Origin of the sequence: Dyadobacter sp. LHD-138, from assembly GCF_030929615.1 — a bacterium.
GTDB lineage: Bacteria > Bacteroidota > Bacteroidia > Cytophagales > Spirosomataceae > Dyadobacter.
The window spans coordinates 1-16,893 of sequence record NZ_JAVFVU010000051.1 but is presented as its reverse complement, the minus strand read 5'-3'; the positions used below and the strand labels follow the sequence as shown (position 1 = coordinate 16,893).

At 44.9% G+C, this 16,893-nt stretch carries 11 protein-coding genes and 3 tRNA genes; 4 read left to right on the top strand and 10 right to left on the bottom strand.

Going from position 1 to position 16,893, the window contains the following annotated elements; all coding sequences use genetic code 11:
* The first annotated feature begins 93 nt into the window (after positions 1-93).
* Positions 94-2,433: a hypothetical protein gene (locus tag RB622_RS27140; protein ID WP_308049943.1), complete on the top strand. Its 2,340-nt coding sequence runs from the start codon at positions 94-96 to the stop codon at positions 2,431-2,433.
* 10 nt (positions 2,434-2,443) lie between these two features.
* Here the strand turns inward: RB622_RS27140 and RB622_RS27135 are convergent, their stop codons facing one another.
* From RB622_RS27135 to RB622_RS27090, 10 genes are all read right to left on the bottom strand, one after another.
* The gene (locus tag RB622_RS27135; RefSeq protein ID WP_308049942.1) at positions 2,444-3,586 is read right to left on the bottom strand and encodes a hypothetical protein; all 1,143 of its coding nucleotides are present in this window, start codon (positions 3,584-3,586) and stop codon (positions 2,444-2,446) included.
* A gap of 13 nt (positions 3,587-3,599) precedes the next feature.
* Complete coding sequence (locus RB622_RS27130; RefSeq protein ID WP_308049941.1) at positions 3,600-4,670, bottom strand: asparaginase; 1,071 nt, start codon at positions 4,668-4,670, stop codon at positions 3,600-3,602.
* A 24-nt stretch (positions 4,671-4,694) separates the two neighbouring features.
* Positions 4,695-5,462 carry a TatD family hydrolase gene (locus RB622_RS27125; protein WP_308049940.1) on the bottom strand — a complete coding sequence of 256 codons (768 nt, stop codon included), beginning with the start codon at positions 5,460-5,462 and terminating at the stop codon, positions 4,695-4,697.
* Between the two features lie 35 nt (positions 5,463-5,497).
* Positions 5,498-6,121 carry a polysaccharide deacetylase family protein gene (locus RB622_RS27120; RefSeq protein ID WP_308049939.1) on the bottom strand — a complete coding sequence of 208 codons (624 nt, stop codon included), beginning with the start codon at positions 6,119-6,121 and terminating at the stop codon, positions 5,498-5,500.
* A 176-nt stretch (positions 6,122-6,297) separates the two neighbouring features.
* Positions 6,298-7,806, bottom strand: coding sequence for a glutamate synthase subunit beta (locus RB622_RS27115; RefSeq protein ID WP_308049938.1), 1,509 nt, complete (start codon positions 7,804-7,806; stop codon positions 6,298-6,300).
* A 106-nt stretch (positions 7,807-7,912) separates the two neighbouring features.
* Positions 7,913-12,496 carry a glutamate synthase large subunit gene (gltB, locus tag RB622_RS27110; RefSeq protein ID WP_308049937.1) on the bottom strand — a complete coding sequence of 1,528 codons (4,584 nt, stop codon included), beginning with the start codon at positions 12,494-12,496 and terminating at the stop codon, positions 7,913-7,915.
* A 396-nt stretch (positions 12,497-12,892) separates the two neighbouring features.
* The gene (locus tag RB622_RS27105; protein WP_308049936.1) at positions 12,893-13,315 is read right to left on the bottom strand and encodes an anti-anti-sigma factor; all 423 of its coding nucleotides are present in this window, start codon (positions 13,313-13,315) and stop codon (positions 12,893-12,895) included.
* 52 nt (positions 13,316-13,367) lie between these two features.
* Complete coding sequence (locus RB622_RS27100) at positions 13,368-14,303, bottom strand: phosphoribosylaminoimidazolesuccinocarboxamide synthase (protein WP_308049935.1); 936 nt, start codon at positions 14,301-14,303, stop codon at positions 13,368-13,370.
* Between the two features lie 18 nt (positions 14,304-14,321).
* The gene (locus tag RB622_RS27095) at positions 14,322-15,041 is read right to left on the bottom strand and encodes a hypothetical protein (RefSeq protein WP_308049934.1); all 720 of its coding nucleotides are present in this window, start codon (positions 15,039-15,041) and stop codon (positions 14,322-14,324) included.
* 38 nt (positions 15,042-15,079) lie between these two features.
* Positions 15,080-16,042 carry a VWA domain-containing protein gene (locus tag RB622_RS27090; protein ID WP_308049932.1) on the bottom strand — a complete coding sequence of 321 codons (963 nt, stop codon included), beginning with the start codon at positions 16,040-16,042 and terminating at the stop codon, positions 15,080-15,082.
* A gap of 130 nt (positions 16,043-16,172) precedes the next feature.
* Here RB622_RS27090 and RB622_RS27085 point away from each other — a divergent pair.
* The 3 genes from RB622_RS27085 (at position 16,173) to RB622_RS27075 (ending at position 16,579) form a co-directional block, all read left to right on the top strand.
* A tRNA-Ser gene (locus RB622_RS27085) sits at positions 16,173-16,259 on the top strand.
* A gap of 88 nt (positions 16,260-16,347) precedes the next feature.
* Positions 16,348-16,421 (top strand) — tRNA-Pro (locus RB622_RS27080).
* An 84-nt stretch (positions 16,422-16,505) separates the two neighbouring features.
* A tRNA-Arg gene (locus RB622_RS27075) sits at positions 16,506-16,579 on the top strand.
* Positions 16,580-16,893 lie beyond the last annotated feature (314 nt).

Sequence of the window (16,893 nt, the reverse complement as noted above, 5' to 3'; positions counted from 1 at the left end):
ACATTAAAATGTACCTGATGCCTGTCCCACAGGCTTAAAATCTCGAAGAATAAAAATCTGAAACAAAATCCGGGCTGGAATTAATAGTACTATATGACACTTTCAAGAAGAAAATTTCTGACATCTGTTTCCGTATTGACGGCTGGTGCGCTGACCGTTCCCGCTTTGGCGGGCATGACTTATCAGCCTATCGCTGGAAGAAAACCTGTTGCACTGCCGCATTTCCCGGATTTGTTGCATGCCTATTTGTGGAGAAACTGGAACCTTGTCCCTATCGGGCGGCTTGCGGACGTTGTAGGGGCGAAGCCGCAGGATCTGATCGGAATGGCGAGGGCCATAGGTTTGCCGGCGTACAAACCTGTAACGCTGGACCAGCAGCAGAGAAGTTATCTGACGGTCATACGCCGCAACTGGCATTTACTACCGCGTGAACAGCTTTTGAAACTACTAGACTGGACAGAGGAGAAACTAACCTTTACGCTTCAGGAGGATGATTTCTTTTATATCAAGCTGGGGAGTATCAAGCCTGACTGTGAAATAGTTCGGTTTCGGAGCTTGTCAGGGGATGATAAAAAACGGCAGCAATGGCTAGCGAAAGTCCTGAGGGAAGAATTCAAAGCCGGATTTCCTGAACCGAAGGAACCTTTGTTTCAGTTTGTAGACGATTTGTCAAAAATGCCGGAAACAGGCAAATCCCGGGCTGCATCAGGTTTCGCACCCCGTTTTGGCTATGCATATTTTGCATTGTTCGGCGACCCGCTTTTAGAAAAAGGAATCGATCCTTATCCGGATGGCTACCTGGAACAGATGTCGGCATCCGGAATGGATGGGACCTGGATGCATATTGTACTTTCCAAACTGACGCCATTTCCGTGGGATCCTTCGATAAGTGAGCATTGGGAAACAAGGTTGGAAAACCTGGGGAAGATGGTACAGAAAGCCAAAAAGCACGGCATCGGGATTTATCTTTATCTGAATGAACCGCGGTTTATGCCGCTTGCTTTTTTTGATAAAAACCCCGATTTGAAAGGTGTTACCATTGGAAATCAGGCGGCGCTTTGTACTTCTCATTCGCTCGTGCAGCAGTATCTGACCGATTCAATGGCCACGATCACGTCCCGGATTCCTGATCTGGCTGGCTTTTTCTCCATTACCGCGTCGGAGAACCATACCAACTGCTGGTCTCATGGAAAAGGCGGGGAATGTCCGCGCTGTTCCAAAAAAGGAGCTGCGGAAGTAATTTCCGAACTGAACAGGATTTATATGACCGGTATTAAAAAAGGTCTGGAAGTCCATAAGGCTGGAAATAATCAGGTAAAAGAACCACAACTGATCGTTTGGGATTGGGGCTGGAAAAACGAATGGGCAGAAGAAATCATTTCAAAATTACCTCCGGAATCAGCACTGATGAGTGTGAGCGAATGGGACCTGGCTATTGAAAGAGGCGGTATCAAAAGTAAAGTAGGTGAGTACTCGATCTCGTCCATCGGTCCGGGCCCAAGGGCATTGCGACATTGGGAGATTGCCCGCAAAAACGGTTTGAAAACAATCGCGAAAATACAGGCTGGCAATACCTGGGAAATTGCGGCGGTACCCTACATTCCTGCGCTGGAAAATATAGCAACACATGCCCAGAACCTGAGAAATACAAAAGTGGATGGCTTGATGCTGGGCTGGACCTTGGGTGGATATCCCTCCCCGAATCTGGAAGTGGTGGCAGAAATGGGAAGCAGTGAAACCATTACGCCCATGCAGGCGATGCAAAAAGTAGCACAGCGCCGATATGGGGCTGCCGGCCATGCGGTGACACAGGCCTGGCAATCTTACAGTAAAGCTTTTAGCGAATTTCCGTATGAGGGGGCGGTCGTTTATTCTGCTCCTTTGCAGGTTGGCCCTTCTAATTTGCTCTGGTCAAAACCTACGGGTTACACAGCCAGCATGGTTGGCATTCCATATGACGACGTCACCAGCTGGCGGGCTTCTTACCCTGTGGCGGTCTTTATGTCGCAGCTGGACAAAATTGCGGACGGCTTTAATTTGGCCTTAAGAGCGCTTAAAAAAGAAACAGACGGGATTAATCTGACGAAACCACAACGCGCGGCTTTGGTGAAGGAATGCGGTGTTGCGGAAACGATAGCCATACATTACGGGAGTATTGTCAACCAGACGCGCTTCAATCTTATCCGTGACCAGCTTTCTTCGGGTGTGGAAAAAAAGACTGCTCTCGATCTGATTTCGCAATTGGAAGGCATCCTGCAAAAGGAAATTGTCCTGGCCAAACGGATGGCGGAATTACAGGGAAGTGATAGCAGACTGGGTTTTGAGGCATCCAATCACTATTTCTACGTGTTGAACGACCTGGCTGAAAAAGTGGTCAACTGCCGCGACCTGTTGGAGCATTGGCTACCGGAATTAAGAAAGATGTTCGTATAAATTCTGTGTTTTATTTAGGCGAACGTCGCGGTTTGTAAGGCCCGGTTATTTTATCCTTGTCAAAAAAATAATTGTATACATAGTCAAAATTAAAATTGGAGAGAATGGATTCATGCAGATGAAGTTGGGGATCCCAATAAATAGCGATCCACTGGGGTTGAGGACTGCTGCATTTATCCAGGGTTTGTTTGGGTACTTTATAAATGGGGAAAGCTGGGTAGCCTTTTTTCTCATCGAACATGTCCGGCTCTCCATTTTTATAGTTACTTATGTGATAACCGCCCGGATCATCATTGCTTCTTAACGCCGCAAATTCATTCATCTGGTTTTCGTACTTTTCTTTTAGCCGTTTTAGATTTACCATGGCTTTTTTAAAAGTGTCTTTTGCTCTTTCTACGTAATCCGTTTGTTTTGTTCTGGTACGCAGTGCAATTTCTTTTTGATATTCACGATTAATACCTTCTTCCAGTTTCTGAAAATATTCCGCTTTGGTTATGGGTATCCAGGGCAATTTATTATCCTGGCAGAGGATCACCACATAAAAACTACCCGCATCAGTATTGTTTTTTGAGGTATAAAAATGTGAATATTGATTTAACATCGGATGCGTGCCGAAGCCTGACAATTTAGCGCTTTCAACATCCTGGGTATTTGCCGTTTTATCATCCTGACGGACCGCTTGCAAGGTAAAATAATATTGCTCATCCGAACTGAGCGATTCTACTTCGGTACTAAATGTTGCAATGCCATTGGCTCTGATATGCCAGGTATATCCATCGCCGGTCATGGGTACTATTTTGCCATTTGCATCTTTTTTTAGGATGGTATACGTTTTTGCATACGCACCGTAGGAATGATAAAGGGCTTTTTTGTTTTCTATAAAGGTAGCGTCATCGTTTACAAATTTTTTTATTTCCCCAGAACCGCCTTTGGGTAAATAACTTTGCTGCATCCACTCCTGAAATTTATTGGCGATTTGCAATTGTGCCGTGCTGTATGTTTTACCTTCGGAACTGATGGGTTTAGGAACAACCGTGTTGTTGTAAATTTTCATCCAGCCAAAAGTACTGTCTGCATATAGCTGAGACTTCACAGGCTGCGCAATGGCCTCAAGGTTAATGACCGAAAATAAGAGTATAATAAGCTTTTTCATGGTAAAAAGTTTATCAAACTGACATCTCCCCACAAACTGGCATTCCTAGCATTTCAACACATTTTGCATGATCCGTTTCTTTGCCAAAAATATACATCATTTTGGTAATAGCTGCTTCGGCCGTGATATCGGATCCGCTTACGACCCCCACCTGTTTCAGATATTTACTGGTTTGGTATTGTCCTTGTGCTACACGTCCGCCGTCACATTGCGAAACATTGAAAATAATGATCCCGCGTTCAATGGTTTCCCTTATGGCTTCCAAAAACCACTCGTCAGTCGGCGCGTTGCCGGCTCCATAGGTTTCCATGACCACGCCTTTTAATCCTGAAATTCCCAGAATGGATTGTACCACTTGCTTGTTAATACCGGGGAACAGTTTTAAAAATGCTACGTTTGTGTCGAGCTGTTCACGTATTTTAAGTTTTGCGTCGGGGTTATAGGCTTTGATGAATGGGAAATTCCAATCGATACGAACGCCTGCATTGGCCAGGTGCGGGTAGTTTTCGGAATGAAAAGCGTTGAAATCCGAACTTTCCTGTTTCTTGCTCCGGTTTCCGCGCAGCAGCCTGGAATTGAAATAGACGCATACTTCAGATAAAACTGGCGTTCCGTCTTCCCGGACAGAGGCTGCCAGTTCCAGGGCGGTAATAAAATTCTCACGGGCGTCTGACCTTGCCACCCCGATAGGAAGCTGCGCCCCCGTAAGGATCACCGGTTTGTTCAGATCTTCCAGCAGATAACTTAATGCGGAGGCCGTGTAAGCCATTGTATCCGTGCCATGCAGGATCACGAAACTGTCGTAAAGGTTGTACTGGTCATCAATGATTTTGGCCAGCTCAACCCAGATATCCGGATTCATGTTGGATGAGTCAATCGGATTGAGCGTGAGAAAAGTAATCTCAAAATCCAGCCTGCGGATTTCAGGTACTTTTTCAATCACCTGCTCAAAGTTAAAAGGAACAAGCTGTTTTCCTTTTGTTTCATAAACCATGCCCAGCGTTCCTCCCGTGTAAATTACCAGCACCGATGCACGGGGTGGTTCGGGTGAAATGGGGTTGATATGTATCTTATTATAAGCCATTTAATCTGTCGGAAAGTTGTTTGGTTAATTAGTTCGGGTCAACAAAGATTTCGCTGTTTTGGTAGTTGCTGCGATAACTTCCTGTTTGCTGATTTCCTTTAAATCTGCCATGCGCTGCGCAACCAGGTCGATGTAAGAAACCTCATTTCTTTTGCCACGATAAGGGGTAGGAGCCAGGTATGGACTGTCAGTTTCCAAAACAATATGTTCCAGACCGATGAAGGGGAGAACCTTATCCAAGCCTCCGTTTTTAAAAGTGGATACACCTCCGATACCGAGTTTAAAACCCAGTTCAATGGCCTTCTGTGCTTCGTCCAGAGAGCCGATGAAGCAGTGGAAAATCCCGGTTAGGGACGAATCCCCGAATTTTTCAATCAATGCAACCGTTTCCCAAAAAGCATCACGGCTGTGAATATCGATCCATAAATTATGTTTTTGGGCTAATGCACATTGGAATAAAAATGCTTCTTCCTGTTGCGGACGGAATGTTTTATCCCAAAATAAATCCATCCCGATCTCGCCAATGGCAATAAATTCATACTTGTTCAGCCACTCCTCAACGATTTGTAGCTCTTTTTCAAAACCTTCTTTTACATAGGTAGGATGAAGGCCGATCATGGGCAGGCAACGATCCGGATAGGTTTCCGCAAGCTGCATCATGCCGGGAATGGTGGTATGATCACAATTGGGCATCCAGATTTGCTCTATGCCAATATCCCAGGCACGCTGAAGCATTTCGGTGCGATCTTCTTCATACTTTTCATCATATATATGGGCATGCGTTTCAATCATTGCTGGTATTCTGTTAATCTGATAATAATGTATAATTACAACATGGGCAACGCTTCAAAGCGGTAACCCTTTTTGGTAAAATGGTCTAAAAAGCGGGGCAGGGCATATTGCATGTTTTTGGCTGCTTTCAGGCTGTCATGAAACAATACGATGGAGCCCGGTCTGGCGTGTTTGATTGTTTTTTTTAAGCAGGTTTCCGGTGATACTGTCGGCGAAAAATCACCGCTTAATACATCCCACATGATTATTTCCGTGTGAGCCGGGAGTTGCCGCGACTGGCTTTTTTTCATCCTGCCATAAGGCGGACGAAATAAGTTCGTATTTAAATTCAGCTCTTTTTTGCATAATGCAATATTGTCCATATACTTGGCATCCCCGGATTTCCAGCCATTCATGTGGTTGAAGGTGTGATTCCCGACGGAATGTCCCTGTGCCAGGATCTCCTTAAAAATGGCCGGATGTTTGCGTACATTATCTCCGATGCAAAAGAAGGTTGCCTTGGCGTGATATTGTTTCAGGGTGGCCATTACAAACTCGGTTATTTCCGGTATCGGGCCGTCATCGAAGGTTAGGAAGATCTTTTTTTCCTGTGTGTTCACGTGCCATTTGTAACGTGGGAAAAGTGCTTTCAGCCAAAATGGAGAATAATGTAAAAACATTAGTATGTGTATTTACAAGTCAATAAAAGGACGTAATTTATAACTCAAATATAACGACGATCCCTGGCAATCCGATAAAATTTAAATTTCAGAAACGATGTAAATGAAATAAGCCACTCAAAAAGAGTGGCTTATTTCATTTGTCAAATGATTTATTCGTCCGTATTGCTATCCTTTCACGCGTGAGCGAAAACCGGATTCAGCATCGATACTGCTTTGGCTTCAAGGAATGATTCGCCCATCAGGAATTCATCCACTGCACGTGCAGCTTCACGTCCTTCACTGATCGCCCAAACAACCAAAGATTGTCCTCTGCGGCAGTCGCCTGCTGCAAAAACTTTCTCATTGGTTGTCGACTGATAGCCATTCACTTTGATATTACCTCTTTCATCAAATTCAAGATCCAGGTCTTTCAAAAGTCCTTCCTGTTGTGGATGAAGGAAACCAGCTGCCAAAAGAGCAAGTTCGCATGGAATGGTCTCTTCGCTTCCCGGAACTTCTTTCATTTGCATACGGCCCGTTTCAGGGTCTTTCTGCCAGTCAAGTTTAACAATTTTCAAGCCTGCCAGGTTACCATTTTCGTCACCTACAAATGATTTTGTATTGATAGACCAGTGTCTGTCGCAACCCTCTTCGTGCGAAGTGGATGTACGAAGCATCATGGGCCAGTTTGGCCATGGTGTGCTTGCATCGCGATCTTTCGGAGGTACCGGCATCAATTCGATTTGGGTTACCGATGCCGCGCCATGACGGTTTGAAGTTCCGACACAGTCAGAACCTGTATCGCCACCACCAATCACCACTACATTTTTACCAGTCGCAAGAAGCTGGCCGTTTTTATACGGTGCTCCGCGGTGATCCACTTCCGGGAAAATGTCAGCCACACGTTTGTTTTGCTGGCTCAGGAATTCCATGGCAAAATGAACCCCTTTAAACTGGCGGCCTTCGATGTTCAAATCTCTTGGTACCGTTGAGCCGGTTGTCAAAACCACTGCATCGTAGTCGTTAAGAAGCTCGTCGGCCGTGATATCCACACCAACGTTTACGTTCGTAATAAACTCGATACCTTCTTCCTGCATAACGGCAAGACGACGGTCAATCACTTTCTTTTCAAGCTTGAAATCAGGAATACCGTAACGCAGCAATCCACCTACTTTGTCGGCACGTTCCAATAAGGAAACGGTGTGGCCAGCCTGGTTCAGCTGATTGGCAGCAGCCATTCCGGCAGGGCCAGAACCAACCACAGCTACTTTTTTACCCGTACGTTTCTTCGGGAATCTTGGTTTAACAAGATTCAGTTCGAACGCTTTTTCAACGATTGATTTTTCGATAAATTCAATCGCAACAGGCGGTTTATTGATACCCAAAACACAGGATGCTTCGCAAGGTGCCGGGCAAATTCTTCCCGTAAATTCCGGGAAGTTATTGGTCGATGTTAAAATCTCGTAAGCAAGTCCCCAGTTACCGTCATAAACGGCATCATTAAATTCGGGAATAATGTTTCCGAGCGGGCATCCGTTGTGGCAAAAAGGAATTCCACAGTCCATACAACGCGCAGCCTGTTCTTTAGACTTCGATTCTATCGGTGCTGTTTCAATCTCTTTGTAATCATGAAGGCGCTCTTCGACAGGGCGTTTTTTTGGTAATTCCCTTTCAAACTCTATAAATCCGGTTGGCTTTCCCATTCTTATTAATTTCCTTATTAATCGTGATTCAATTGGGCTGTCTGTTTGTACACCTTGCGGTGCTGCGTCCCGAAGCTAACAGCCAACAGCTTACGGTTAATAGCTGTTAAAGATGTTCTACGTCGACAACAATGTCCTGATACACAACATTTTTATCAGCGATTTGCTGGGCAAGCGTAATGCCGCGGCTATCCAGGGCTTTCTTAAAGTCCGTTGGAAGTACCTTCACAAATTGCTTCACAGCCTCCTCCCAGTTTTGCAGAAGCTGGAATGCCACATTAGATGTTGTATACTGGAAGTGTTTTTCCAGGAATTCGCGCAGGATCACCTGGTCTTCTTCATTGATAGTTTCAAGTGTCACCATTTCAAAGTTAACCTTCTCGCGGAAATCTCCTTGTTTGTCAAGAACATAAGCTACACCGCCTGACATACCCGCTGCAAAATTCCGTCCTGTTGAACCAAGAATTACAGCCAAACCACCTGTCATGTATTCAAGACCATGGTCACCCAATCCTTCTACAACCACTTTCGCTCCTGAGTTTCTTACGCAGAAACGCTCACCAGCGGTACCGCGGATATAAGCCTCACCGGAAGTTGCACCATAAAATGCCACGTTACCGATGATGATATTTTCTTCCGGTTTGAATTTAGAATCACGATCCGGATAAACGATCAGTTCAGCACCGCAAAGACCTTTTCCAAAGTAATCATTCGCGTCACCTTCAAGTTCCAGACGGATACCTGTTGTGTTGAAAGCGCCAAAACTTTGTCCGGCTGTTCCGCGGAAACGGAAATGGATATTTCCTTTCGGAAGCCCTACGCCGCCATGCAGTTTCGATATTTCGTTAGATAACATCGTACCGACCGCGCGGTTCAGGTTATTGATCGGGAATTCACCATAAACCTCTTCCAAATTTTCAAGTGCAGTTTTCGCCGCGCTGATCAGTTTAAGGTCAATGATCGTGTCAATTCCGTGATCCTGATCTTCTTGTTTGTATTGTGCAACCGAAAGGTCGGCATCCTTAAACAGGATCGCATCGAAATTAAGGTTTTTGTATTTCCAGTGTTTCAGGTCGTGACGTGGTTCAAGGTACTGAACTTGTCCAACCATTTCATTCACGGTACGGAAACCAAGCTGTGCCATAATTTCACGAAGTTCCTGCGCCATGAACGTAAACATGTTCACCACATGCTCAGGTTTTCCGGAGAACAATGCACGAAGCTCTTTATTCTGCGTAGCAACCCCAACCGGGCAGGTATTTAAGTGACATTTACGCATCATGATACAACCTGCAGCCACAAGCGCCGCTGTTGCAACACCCCATTCTTCTGCACCCAGCATGGCTGCAATGGCAAGGTCGCGGCCTGTACGAAGCTGACCATCCGTCTGTACGGTTACACGTCCGCGTAATTTATTTTTAACAAGTGTCTGGTGTGTTTCTGCCAAACCAAGTTCCCACGGAAGTCCCGCATGACGGATTGAGCTCAGCGGCGAAGCACCTGTTCCTCCATCATAACCGGAAATCAGGATATGGTCAGCATGGGCTTTTGCCACACCGGCAGCAACGGTTCCAACACCCGCCTCGGATACCAGTTTCACACTGATACGAGCCGCACGGTTTGCATTTTTCAAATCGAAAATCAGCTGTGCCAAATCTTCAATCGAATAAATATCGTGGTGCGGTGGGGGAGAGATAAGCCCTACACCCGGTGTCGAGTGACGCGTACGTCCGATCCAGTCATCTACTTTATGCCCTGGAAGCTGACCGCCTTCACCTGGTTTCGCACCTTGTGCCGTTTTAATCTGCAACTCGCCTGCATTGCTCAAATAGTGGCTGGTCACCCCGAAACGTCCAGAAGCAACCTGCTTGATCTGAGAATTCATGCTGTCACCATTGGGCATTGTTTTGTAGCGAAGTTCATCTTCTCCACCTTCACCCGAATTGGATTTTCCGCCAATACGGTTCATGGCAATGGCCAGGGTGGTATGGGCTTCCCATGATATCGATCCAAAGGACATCGCACCCGTTGCAAAACGTTTGAATATGTTTTCAACCGGCTCTACTTCTTCGATTGGGATGGAGATTCCTTTTTTGAAACGTAATAATCCACGAAGTGTAAGTGCCTTATGCGTCTGATCATCAATTAGTTTTGAATACTTTTTGAATTCAGCGTAACTGTTGTTTTTTGTCGAATGTTGGAGTAAGTGAACCGTCTGCGGGTTGAAGATATGCGCTTCGCCACGCTGTTTCCACTGATAGAACCCACCAACTTCTAAACGAGGTGTAAGGGTTGATTCTTCATGGTAAGCCACTTTATGCCGCACAAGCACTTCACGCGCAATTTCGGAAATACCCATACCGCTGATGCGGGAAATGGTACCTGTGAAATATTTGTCAATCACGTCTTTATTCATACCCACGCACTCGAATATCTGAGCGCCCTGGTAAGACTGGAGTGTCGAGATTCCCATTTTGGAGAAGATCTTCAAAAGCTCCTTGTTAACAGCCTTAATGTAGTTATAGTAAAGCTTGTCGTCTGTGAACTGACCATCGATCATGCCCTTGCGGTTCATGAATGAAAGTGTTTCAAATGCCATGTAAGGGCAAATACCCGCGGCTCCGTAACCGATCAGGGTTGCAAAGTGGTGTGTTTCCCAAACATCACCAGCTTCAACCAATAATCCCACACGACCTCTCAACCCTTCGCGGATCAGGTGGTGGTGCACTGCTGCCGTAGCAAGCAGGGTTGGAATTGGCGCGTGGTCAGAGTCGATGGCACGGTCAGAAAGAATGATGATCTCAAAACCATCTTCAATCGCTTCTTCTGCATAACGGCATATTCTTGCCAATGCACGTTCCAACGCCTTTCCGCCTTGGTCTGCTCGGAAATAGATGTTGATTGTTTTGGCCTGGAAGTGATTTTTGTCAATAAATCTTAACTTATCAAATTCAGAAACAGTCAACACCGGATGCGGTAATTCAATCTGACGGCAATGCTGCGGTGTTTCTGTCAAAATATTTTCTGTGCTTCCCACGAATGAGATCAGCGACATGATTGCTCTTTCACGGATCGAGTCGATCGGCGGGTTGGTTACCTGCGCAAAAAGCTGCTTGAAGTAACTCGACATATGCTGGCTTTGCTCTGAAAGAACAGCCAACGGAACATCTGTACCCATGGAACCAATCGCTTCCATACCCGTTTGTGCCATTGGAGCAAGGATCATACGCAAGTCTTCCGAAGTAAATCCGAAAGCCATCTGACGTTTCAGCAACGAAAAATCTTCGTATTGTCTGTACGTGCGGATAGGCTGATCAAGCTCTTCGATGTGCAATTTGCAGTCATCCAGCCACTGCTGATAAGGCTGCGCTGAACAAACCTGTGCCTTTAATTCTTCATCCGGAATGATACGGCCTTGTTCCATATCAACCACGAACATACGTCCGGGCTGCAAACGCCCTTTGGTAACGACTTTTGCCTGGTCAACTTCCAATACCCCGGCTTCTGACGCCATGATAATGGTATCATCATCCAACACCCAGTAACGTGACGGACGCAAACCGTTACGGTCAAGTGTGGCACCAACCATTTTTCCATCCGTGAACGAAATAGATGCTGGGCCATCCCAGGGCTCCATAATCGCCGCGTGGTACTCATAGAATGCCTTACGTTCGGCATCCATCTGGTCATTGCCATCCCAGGCTTCTGGAACGAGCATCATCATCACGTGAGGAAGTGAACGTCCTGAAAGGTGCAGCAATTCGATGGCGTTATCAAGGTTCCCCGAATCGGACTGGTCTCTGTCGCAAATCGGCAGGATCATATCCATTTCCTCTTTGCTGAAAAACTCAGACTGGAAAGTTTTTTCACCGGCACGGATCCAATTCACGTTACCTTTTACCGTGTTGATCTCGCCATTGTGGGCGATGTAACGGAAAGGCTGCGCAAGTTCCCATTTCGGGAATGTATTGGTTGCGAAACGGGAGTGGACAACAGCAAGTGCTGAAACCACGGATTCGTTTTCAAGATCCGGGAAGTAATATTTTAACTGTGCAGTAGTCAGCTGTCCTTTGTAGGAAATTGTGCGGCATGACAAAGAGGAATAGTAAAAGCTGCCTTTTGCACCTTTCACCGTGTCACTAATTAACCGCGCAGAAACCTGACGTAGTATATATAGCTTACGTTCGAAACCGATATCTTCTGTAATATCGTCCGGACGCTTTATGAAAACCTGTTCAACAAAGGGTTCAACCGATAAAGAACCTTCGCCCAACGTATTGTTTAGCGTAGGGACCTTTCTGTAACCCAAAAGCGTTAATCCCAACCGTTTTAATTTACGGTTAACGATATCCCTGCATTCTTCCCTGATCGTTTCATCACTTGGGAAGAAAATCATACCGACGCCATATTCACCGGCGGGAGGCAGTTGAAAACCAAGCTTAGAGCACTCCTCTACAAAGTACTCGTGAGGGATTTGTATCAGGATACCGGCACCATCACCGGTGTTAGGATCGAAACCGGTAGCACCACGATGCTCCATTCTTTCCAGCATGTGAATAGCGTCAGCCACAATCTGGTGTGACTTACGACCTTTAATGTTGGCACGGAAACCTATCCCACATGCATCATGCTCAAATTCCGGGCGATAAAGCCCCTGTTGTTCTACCATTGTTTCAGACATTTGCGACATATATCGAAGAGTGTAGATTTATTAACAAATTCGTATGTAGAATTTATATAAATAAGCAAATTAAATCAATTGCCGACCGCTATTGTATTATGAATAGTGTAAAGCCTCGCAAGATAATGATAAAAAATATTTGGTGTAATACGAAAAACACAAAATTTTCTCCAACTCTTTGAATTCGGTTATTTCGTCACAATAAATCTATAAATATTGATAATGTGTCAATGGGTAGATGAATTCTTTGGAAATTTGATAAAGCAGGATTTTGTTGTTCTATGCTGTAACCGATCATTTATTTAGCGCTGCTTTGTTTAAGTTAAGCTAATAAAATTTTGTGTAAAATAAAAAAATCACCCCCGTTATGGAGGTGATTTCATGTTATTGTTATATTAATAATGATCAGGGTTCGCTTGATTCACTCACACCGTCATAGTCTTCTGCGTCATAGTCATCATCGCCGGCTCCGAATTCGTTTTCCAGATTGTTCATAAAAACGGCATCGATCGCTTCTTCTTTTGATGGCAGAATGTTAAGGTCAGGAATTTTTAAAGATTCAAGCAAATCGATAAAATCATCATCCCGGGTAACAATGACCAGTAAGCCCAGGTCATTAATACATAATCTGTTGATTTTTTTAAGGATGGCCGTTCCATTGGGGTCGATTGACTTGGTGGCCTGCATGTTTACGATCAGGTTGTTGAATCCCTCACGGAAAAGTTCCCGTGATGTTTCCTCGAAGGAAGCAGGGATGTCATTTGTAAAAGCCGCTTCTTCAAGGTCAATGAAGGCGTATTGTTCTTTTTTTTGTAGGCTGTAATTCATACGAGTTTTTGTTAAAACCAGATGATTTGATTGGTTGAGTTATAAACCGTTCTTAGGCTAGCGCGCGAAGAATGGCTTTTTCAATGCGTTGTAATGGATTGTCTAAATTGTTTTTCTGGAATTTTTTACCGGAAACTTTTTCGAAAAGCTCAATATAGCGTTCAGAAATCATTTGTATACGGTCATCATCCATGGTCGGGACGGCCTGTCCTTCCTTGCCCTGAAAACCATTTTGGATCAGCCACTCTCTCACAAATTCCTTTGACAGTTGTTTCTGAGGTTGGTTTAACCGTTGATTTTCTTCATAGGCATCTTTGTAGAAGTAACGTGAAGAATCGGGTGTGTGAATTTCATCTATTAGATATATTGTGCCATTCATTTCGCCGAATTCATATTTGGTGTCAACCAGGATAAGTCCCTGGTCAGCAGCCATTTCAGTGCCGCGGTTGAAGAGAGCCAGCGTATATCTTTCAAGATGTTCATAATCATCCTCGGAGACCAATCCTTTACTCAGGATTTCCTCACGGGAAATATCCTCGTCGTGGCCCTCATGCGCTTTGGTGGTAGGGGTAATGATCGGCGTAGGCAATTTGTCATTTTCTTTTAGTCCGTCCGGAAGCGATACGCCGCAAACAGAACGTTTTCCGGATGAATATTCCCGCCACGCATGTCCGGCAAGATAGCCGCGCACAACCATTTCCACAGGATAGGCATTGCATTTGATACCCATGCTCACATTTGGATCCGGGACTTCCTGCAGCCAATTGGGAACGATGTCAGCCGTGGCCGATAGAAAGTGGGCGGCGATCTGGTTTAAAACCTGTCCTTTATAAGGAATGGCTCTTGGCAGGATAACATCGAAAGCTGAAATTCTATCTGTCGCAACCATCACCAGGCGATCTTCAAAGGAATATACATCGCGTACTTTTCCCTTGTAAAAAGCGGTCTGGCCTGGAAATTGAAAATTAGTTTCTGGGATACTGTTCATGGATTTATTTAGTAAGAATTACCATTCTATTGTCTCATTTCGCTCAGACTTTTTTGCATACTGTTTTCGTCTGAGCTGGTAAATATATTGGGATTCGTTTGATTTCATTGCATCCAGAATCAGGCGCGCCTGTTCTTCGGACATATTCATTGCTTTCAGGCTTTTTAAAAGCTGTTCGCGTTTGTCTGCTTCTTCCTGTTCAAATCCTTCGGGTTTCAGCTCTGGCTGCGAAGGGCTTGGCCGATTTTTACTCGCTTCATTTCTGGCCTGCCTTCTTTCGTTACTTGTGCTGGAAGGCTGTTCATTGCCTGAAAAACGTTTTTTAAGAATGATATAATTCGACCGGGCCAGTGTGTTTCTCGGTTCAAGACGAAGGGCATCTTTGAGTTTTTCCAAAGCCGTTGCCGTATCCTTTTTTGCTACCATAATAAGAGCCACCTGGCTATTGGCAATGGAAGCGATCGTCTTGTTGGTTACACCTGTTAAAAGTCTATAATGATACAATGCATCCTTTAATTGCCCCGCCTGATAATAGGAGTGAGCCATATTTAAACGAGCCGCCGGGTCGGAAAAAAGTGATCCATAGGTAATCTGGTGATACAATTTCGAAGCGTTGCTATATTGCTTCTTTTCATAGGCTATTTCCGCACCAGCTTTCCGTTCGTTCGTTTTCGTAATTGAATCGAAAGTACGGTTGTCCCAGAGCAAAAGCAATAAATAAAGAAGTAGGGCATTCATATTGATTCCGATTACGCTGCAAAAATAAGAAGAGATCGTCAGAGTCGGAACGTTCTGATGGTAATTAAAACGTCGAGCAGTAATAAAAATAATGCGGCGGCAAGGAAATAGTAATATTTATTGCTCACAACGGTGACCGTCCGTGTGTCTACCAGCGTGCCGTCGGCGTTGTTGATATCGGTTATCATCCGGCCGATTTCATTTTTTTCGTTGTTCAGTTCGTAATAAAATCCTCTTGAATTGGTCGCCAGCGTCTGGAGGAAATCGCCACCCAGCTTGCTGATTACAAGATTGTCTTTCTGGTCCTTAAGTGGTTTTCCTTCGGAAGGGATGCTGCTGCCGTTTTTAGTGCCGACCCCTGCCACATACAGGCCAATGCCAAACCGGCGGATATTGTTATAAAATGAACTGCGACAGTCACTTTTGTTTTCACCATCGGTAAACAGTACGATCATTTTTGATCTGCTCGAAGGATCACTGCCGCTGACAAGTTTTTCATAAGCCAGCTGTGCGGCTCCGCAAATATTTGTTCCGTTTGTCGGCAGCAGATTCGTTTGCAGGCTTTGGATGAAAAGTTCAAGTGCGGCACCGTCATAGGTAAGCGGTACCTGGACAAAGGCGTCATTGGAAAAAACGATCAGGCCGATGCGGTTTGATCGCTGATTGTGGACAAAACGGTTTATTTCAAATTTTACTTTTTCCAGCCTGGAAGGTGTAACGTCTGTTGCATCCATGGATTTTGACAGGTCAACGAGTACATAAATATCCTTTCCCTTTGACTGGATCGCCTGATCCGCCTCGCCAAATGAAGGCCCGAGTAAGCTAATGATCAGTAATGCGAAAGATATCGTGCGTAAAAAAAGTTTTAATATCAGTGTTCTTGGGGTTGTATTGAGCTGCCGCGCCACCCGAATGGTACGAATAATGAACGTCGTGTAAGCCAGAAGGAAAAAAAATATAAAAAAATATTCAGTGGTTTCAAAGGGGTAATTCCAGTTCATAATGAACGTTTTGACTAATTAAAAGTTTTCCAAAAATAGACAATAGAAGCTTGTGACAAAGATTTTTTTTCTAAAACATTTGTTTTTCTGAATCACAACCCCCTATATTTGCAACCCAGAACGGAAAGACGGAGGGATGGGTGAGTGGCTGAAACCAGTAGTTTGCTAAACTGCCGTACTCGCAAGGGTACCGCGGGTTCGAATCCCGCTTCCTCTACACTGTTTCTCTTTTAGCGGTTAGCCGCAACGTTCTGGACTTATTGAAATAGATGAAAATTTAGAATCAGTAGGTAGGGCAAATGACTCGGGGAGTGGCGCAGCCCGGTAGCGCATCTGGTTTGGGACCAGAGGGTCGCAGGTTCGAATCCTGTCTCCCCGACTATAAATTGAATGATCAGTTGGGAGTAAAAATGAAGCAATTTATCGTTGCTTGATCCTACCACCAACTGTTTTAGTATTACAGGGTCCCGTAGCTCAGCTGGATAGAGCAACTGCCTTCTAAGTAGTAGGTCTTGTGTTCGAATCACAACGGGATCACAAAAAAGAGTATCAAAACTCGATAAACTCCTGCAAATCAAACATTTGCGGGAGTTTTCTTTTTGCGGAATACCCCAAAATATTCAATAATTCTCAAAAAAAAGGTGAGTAATCCGGATCAAGCCAAATTCTTGGGGGGAATTGAATCGGGACTTCATGCGTAGAGTTTGGATAGTCTGAAAAGGAAGAATGAAATATGGATCAAGCCAAATTCTTGGGGGGAATTGAATCGGGACTTCATGCGTAGAGTTTGGATAGTCTGAAAAGGAAGAATGAAATATCCCTGACACCCCGTGAGGTGGAACGGAACGCTT

Excerpts from the sequence above, each read along its gene's own strand:
- RB622_RS27140 (WP_308049943.1), top strand. The coding sequence starts at position 94 with ATGACACTTTCAAGAAGAAAATTTCTGACATCTGTTTCCGTATTGACG.
- RB622_RS27135 (WP_308049942.1), bottom strand. The coding sequence starts at position 3,586 with ATGAAAAAGCTTATTATACTCTTATTTTCGGTCATTAACCTTGAGGCC.
- RB622_RS27130 (WP_308049941.1), bottom strand. The coding sequence starts at position 4,670 with ATGGCTTATAATAAGATACATATCAACCCCATTTCACCCGAACCACCC.
- RB622_RS27125 (WP_308049940.1), bottom strand. The coding sequence starts at position 5,462 with ATGATTGAAACGCATGCCCATATATATGATGAAAAGTATGAAGAAGAT.
- RB622_RS27120 (WP_308049939.1), bottom strand. The coding sequence starts at position 6,121 with ATGTTTTTACATTATTCTCCATTTTGGCTGAAAGCACTTTTCCCACGT.
- RB622_RS27115 (WP_308049938.1), bottom strand. The coding sequence starts at position 7,806 with ATGGGAAAGCCAACCGGATTTATAGAGTTTGAAAGGGAATTACCAAAA.
- gltB (WP_308049937.1), bottom strand. The coding sequence starts at position 12,496 with ATGTCGCAAATGTCTGAAACAATGGTAGAACAACAGGGGCTTTATCGC.
- RB622_RS27105 (WP_308049936.1), bottom strand. The coding sequence starts at position 13,315 with ATGAATTACAGCCTACAAAAAAAAGAACAATACGCCTTCATTGACCTT.
- RB622_RS27100 (WP_308049935.1), bottom strand. The coding sequence starts at position 14,303 with ATGAACAGTATCCCAGAAACTAATTTTCAATTTCCAGGCCAGACCGCT.
- RB622_RS27095 (WP_308049934.1), bottom strand. The coding sequence starts at position 15,041 with ATGAATGCCCTACTTCTTTATTTATTGCTTTTGCTCTGGGACAACCGT.
- RB622_RS27090 (WP_308049932.1), bottom strand. The coding sequence starts at position 16,042 with ATGAACTGGAATTACCCCTTTGAAACCACTGAATATTTTTTTATATTT.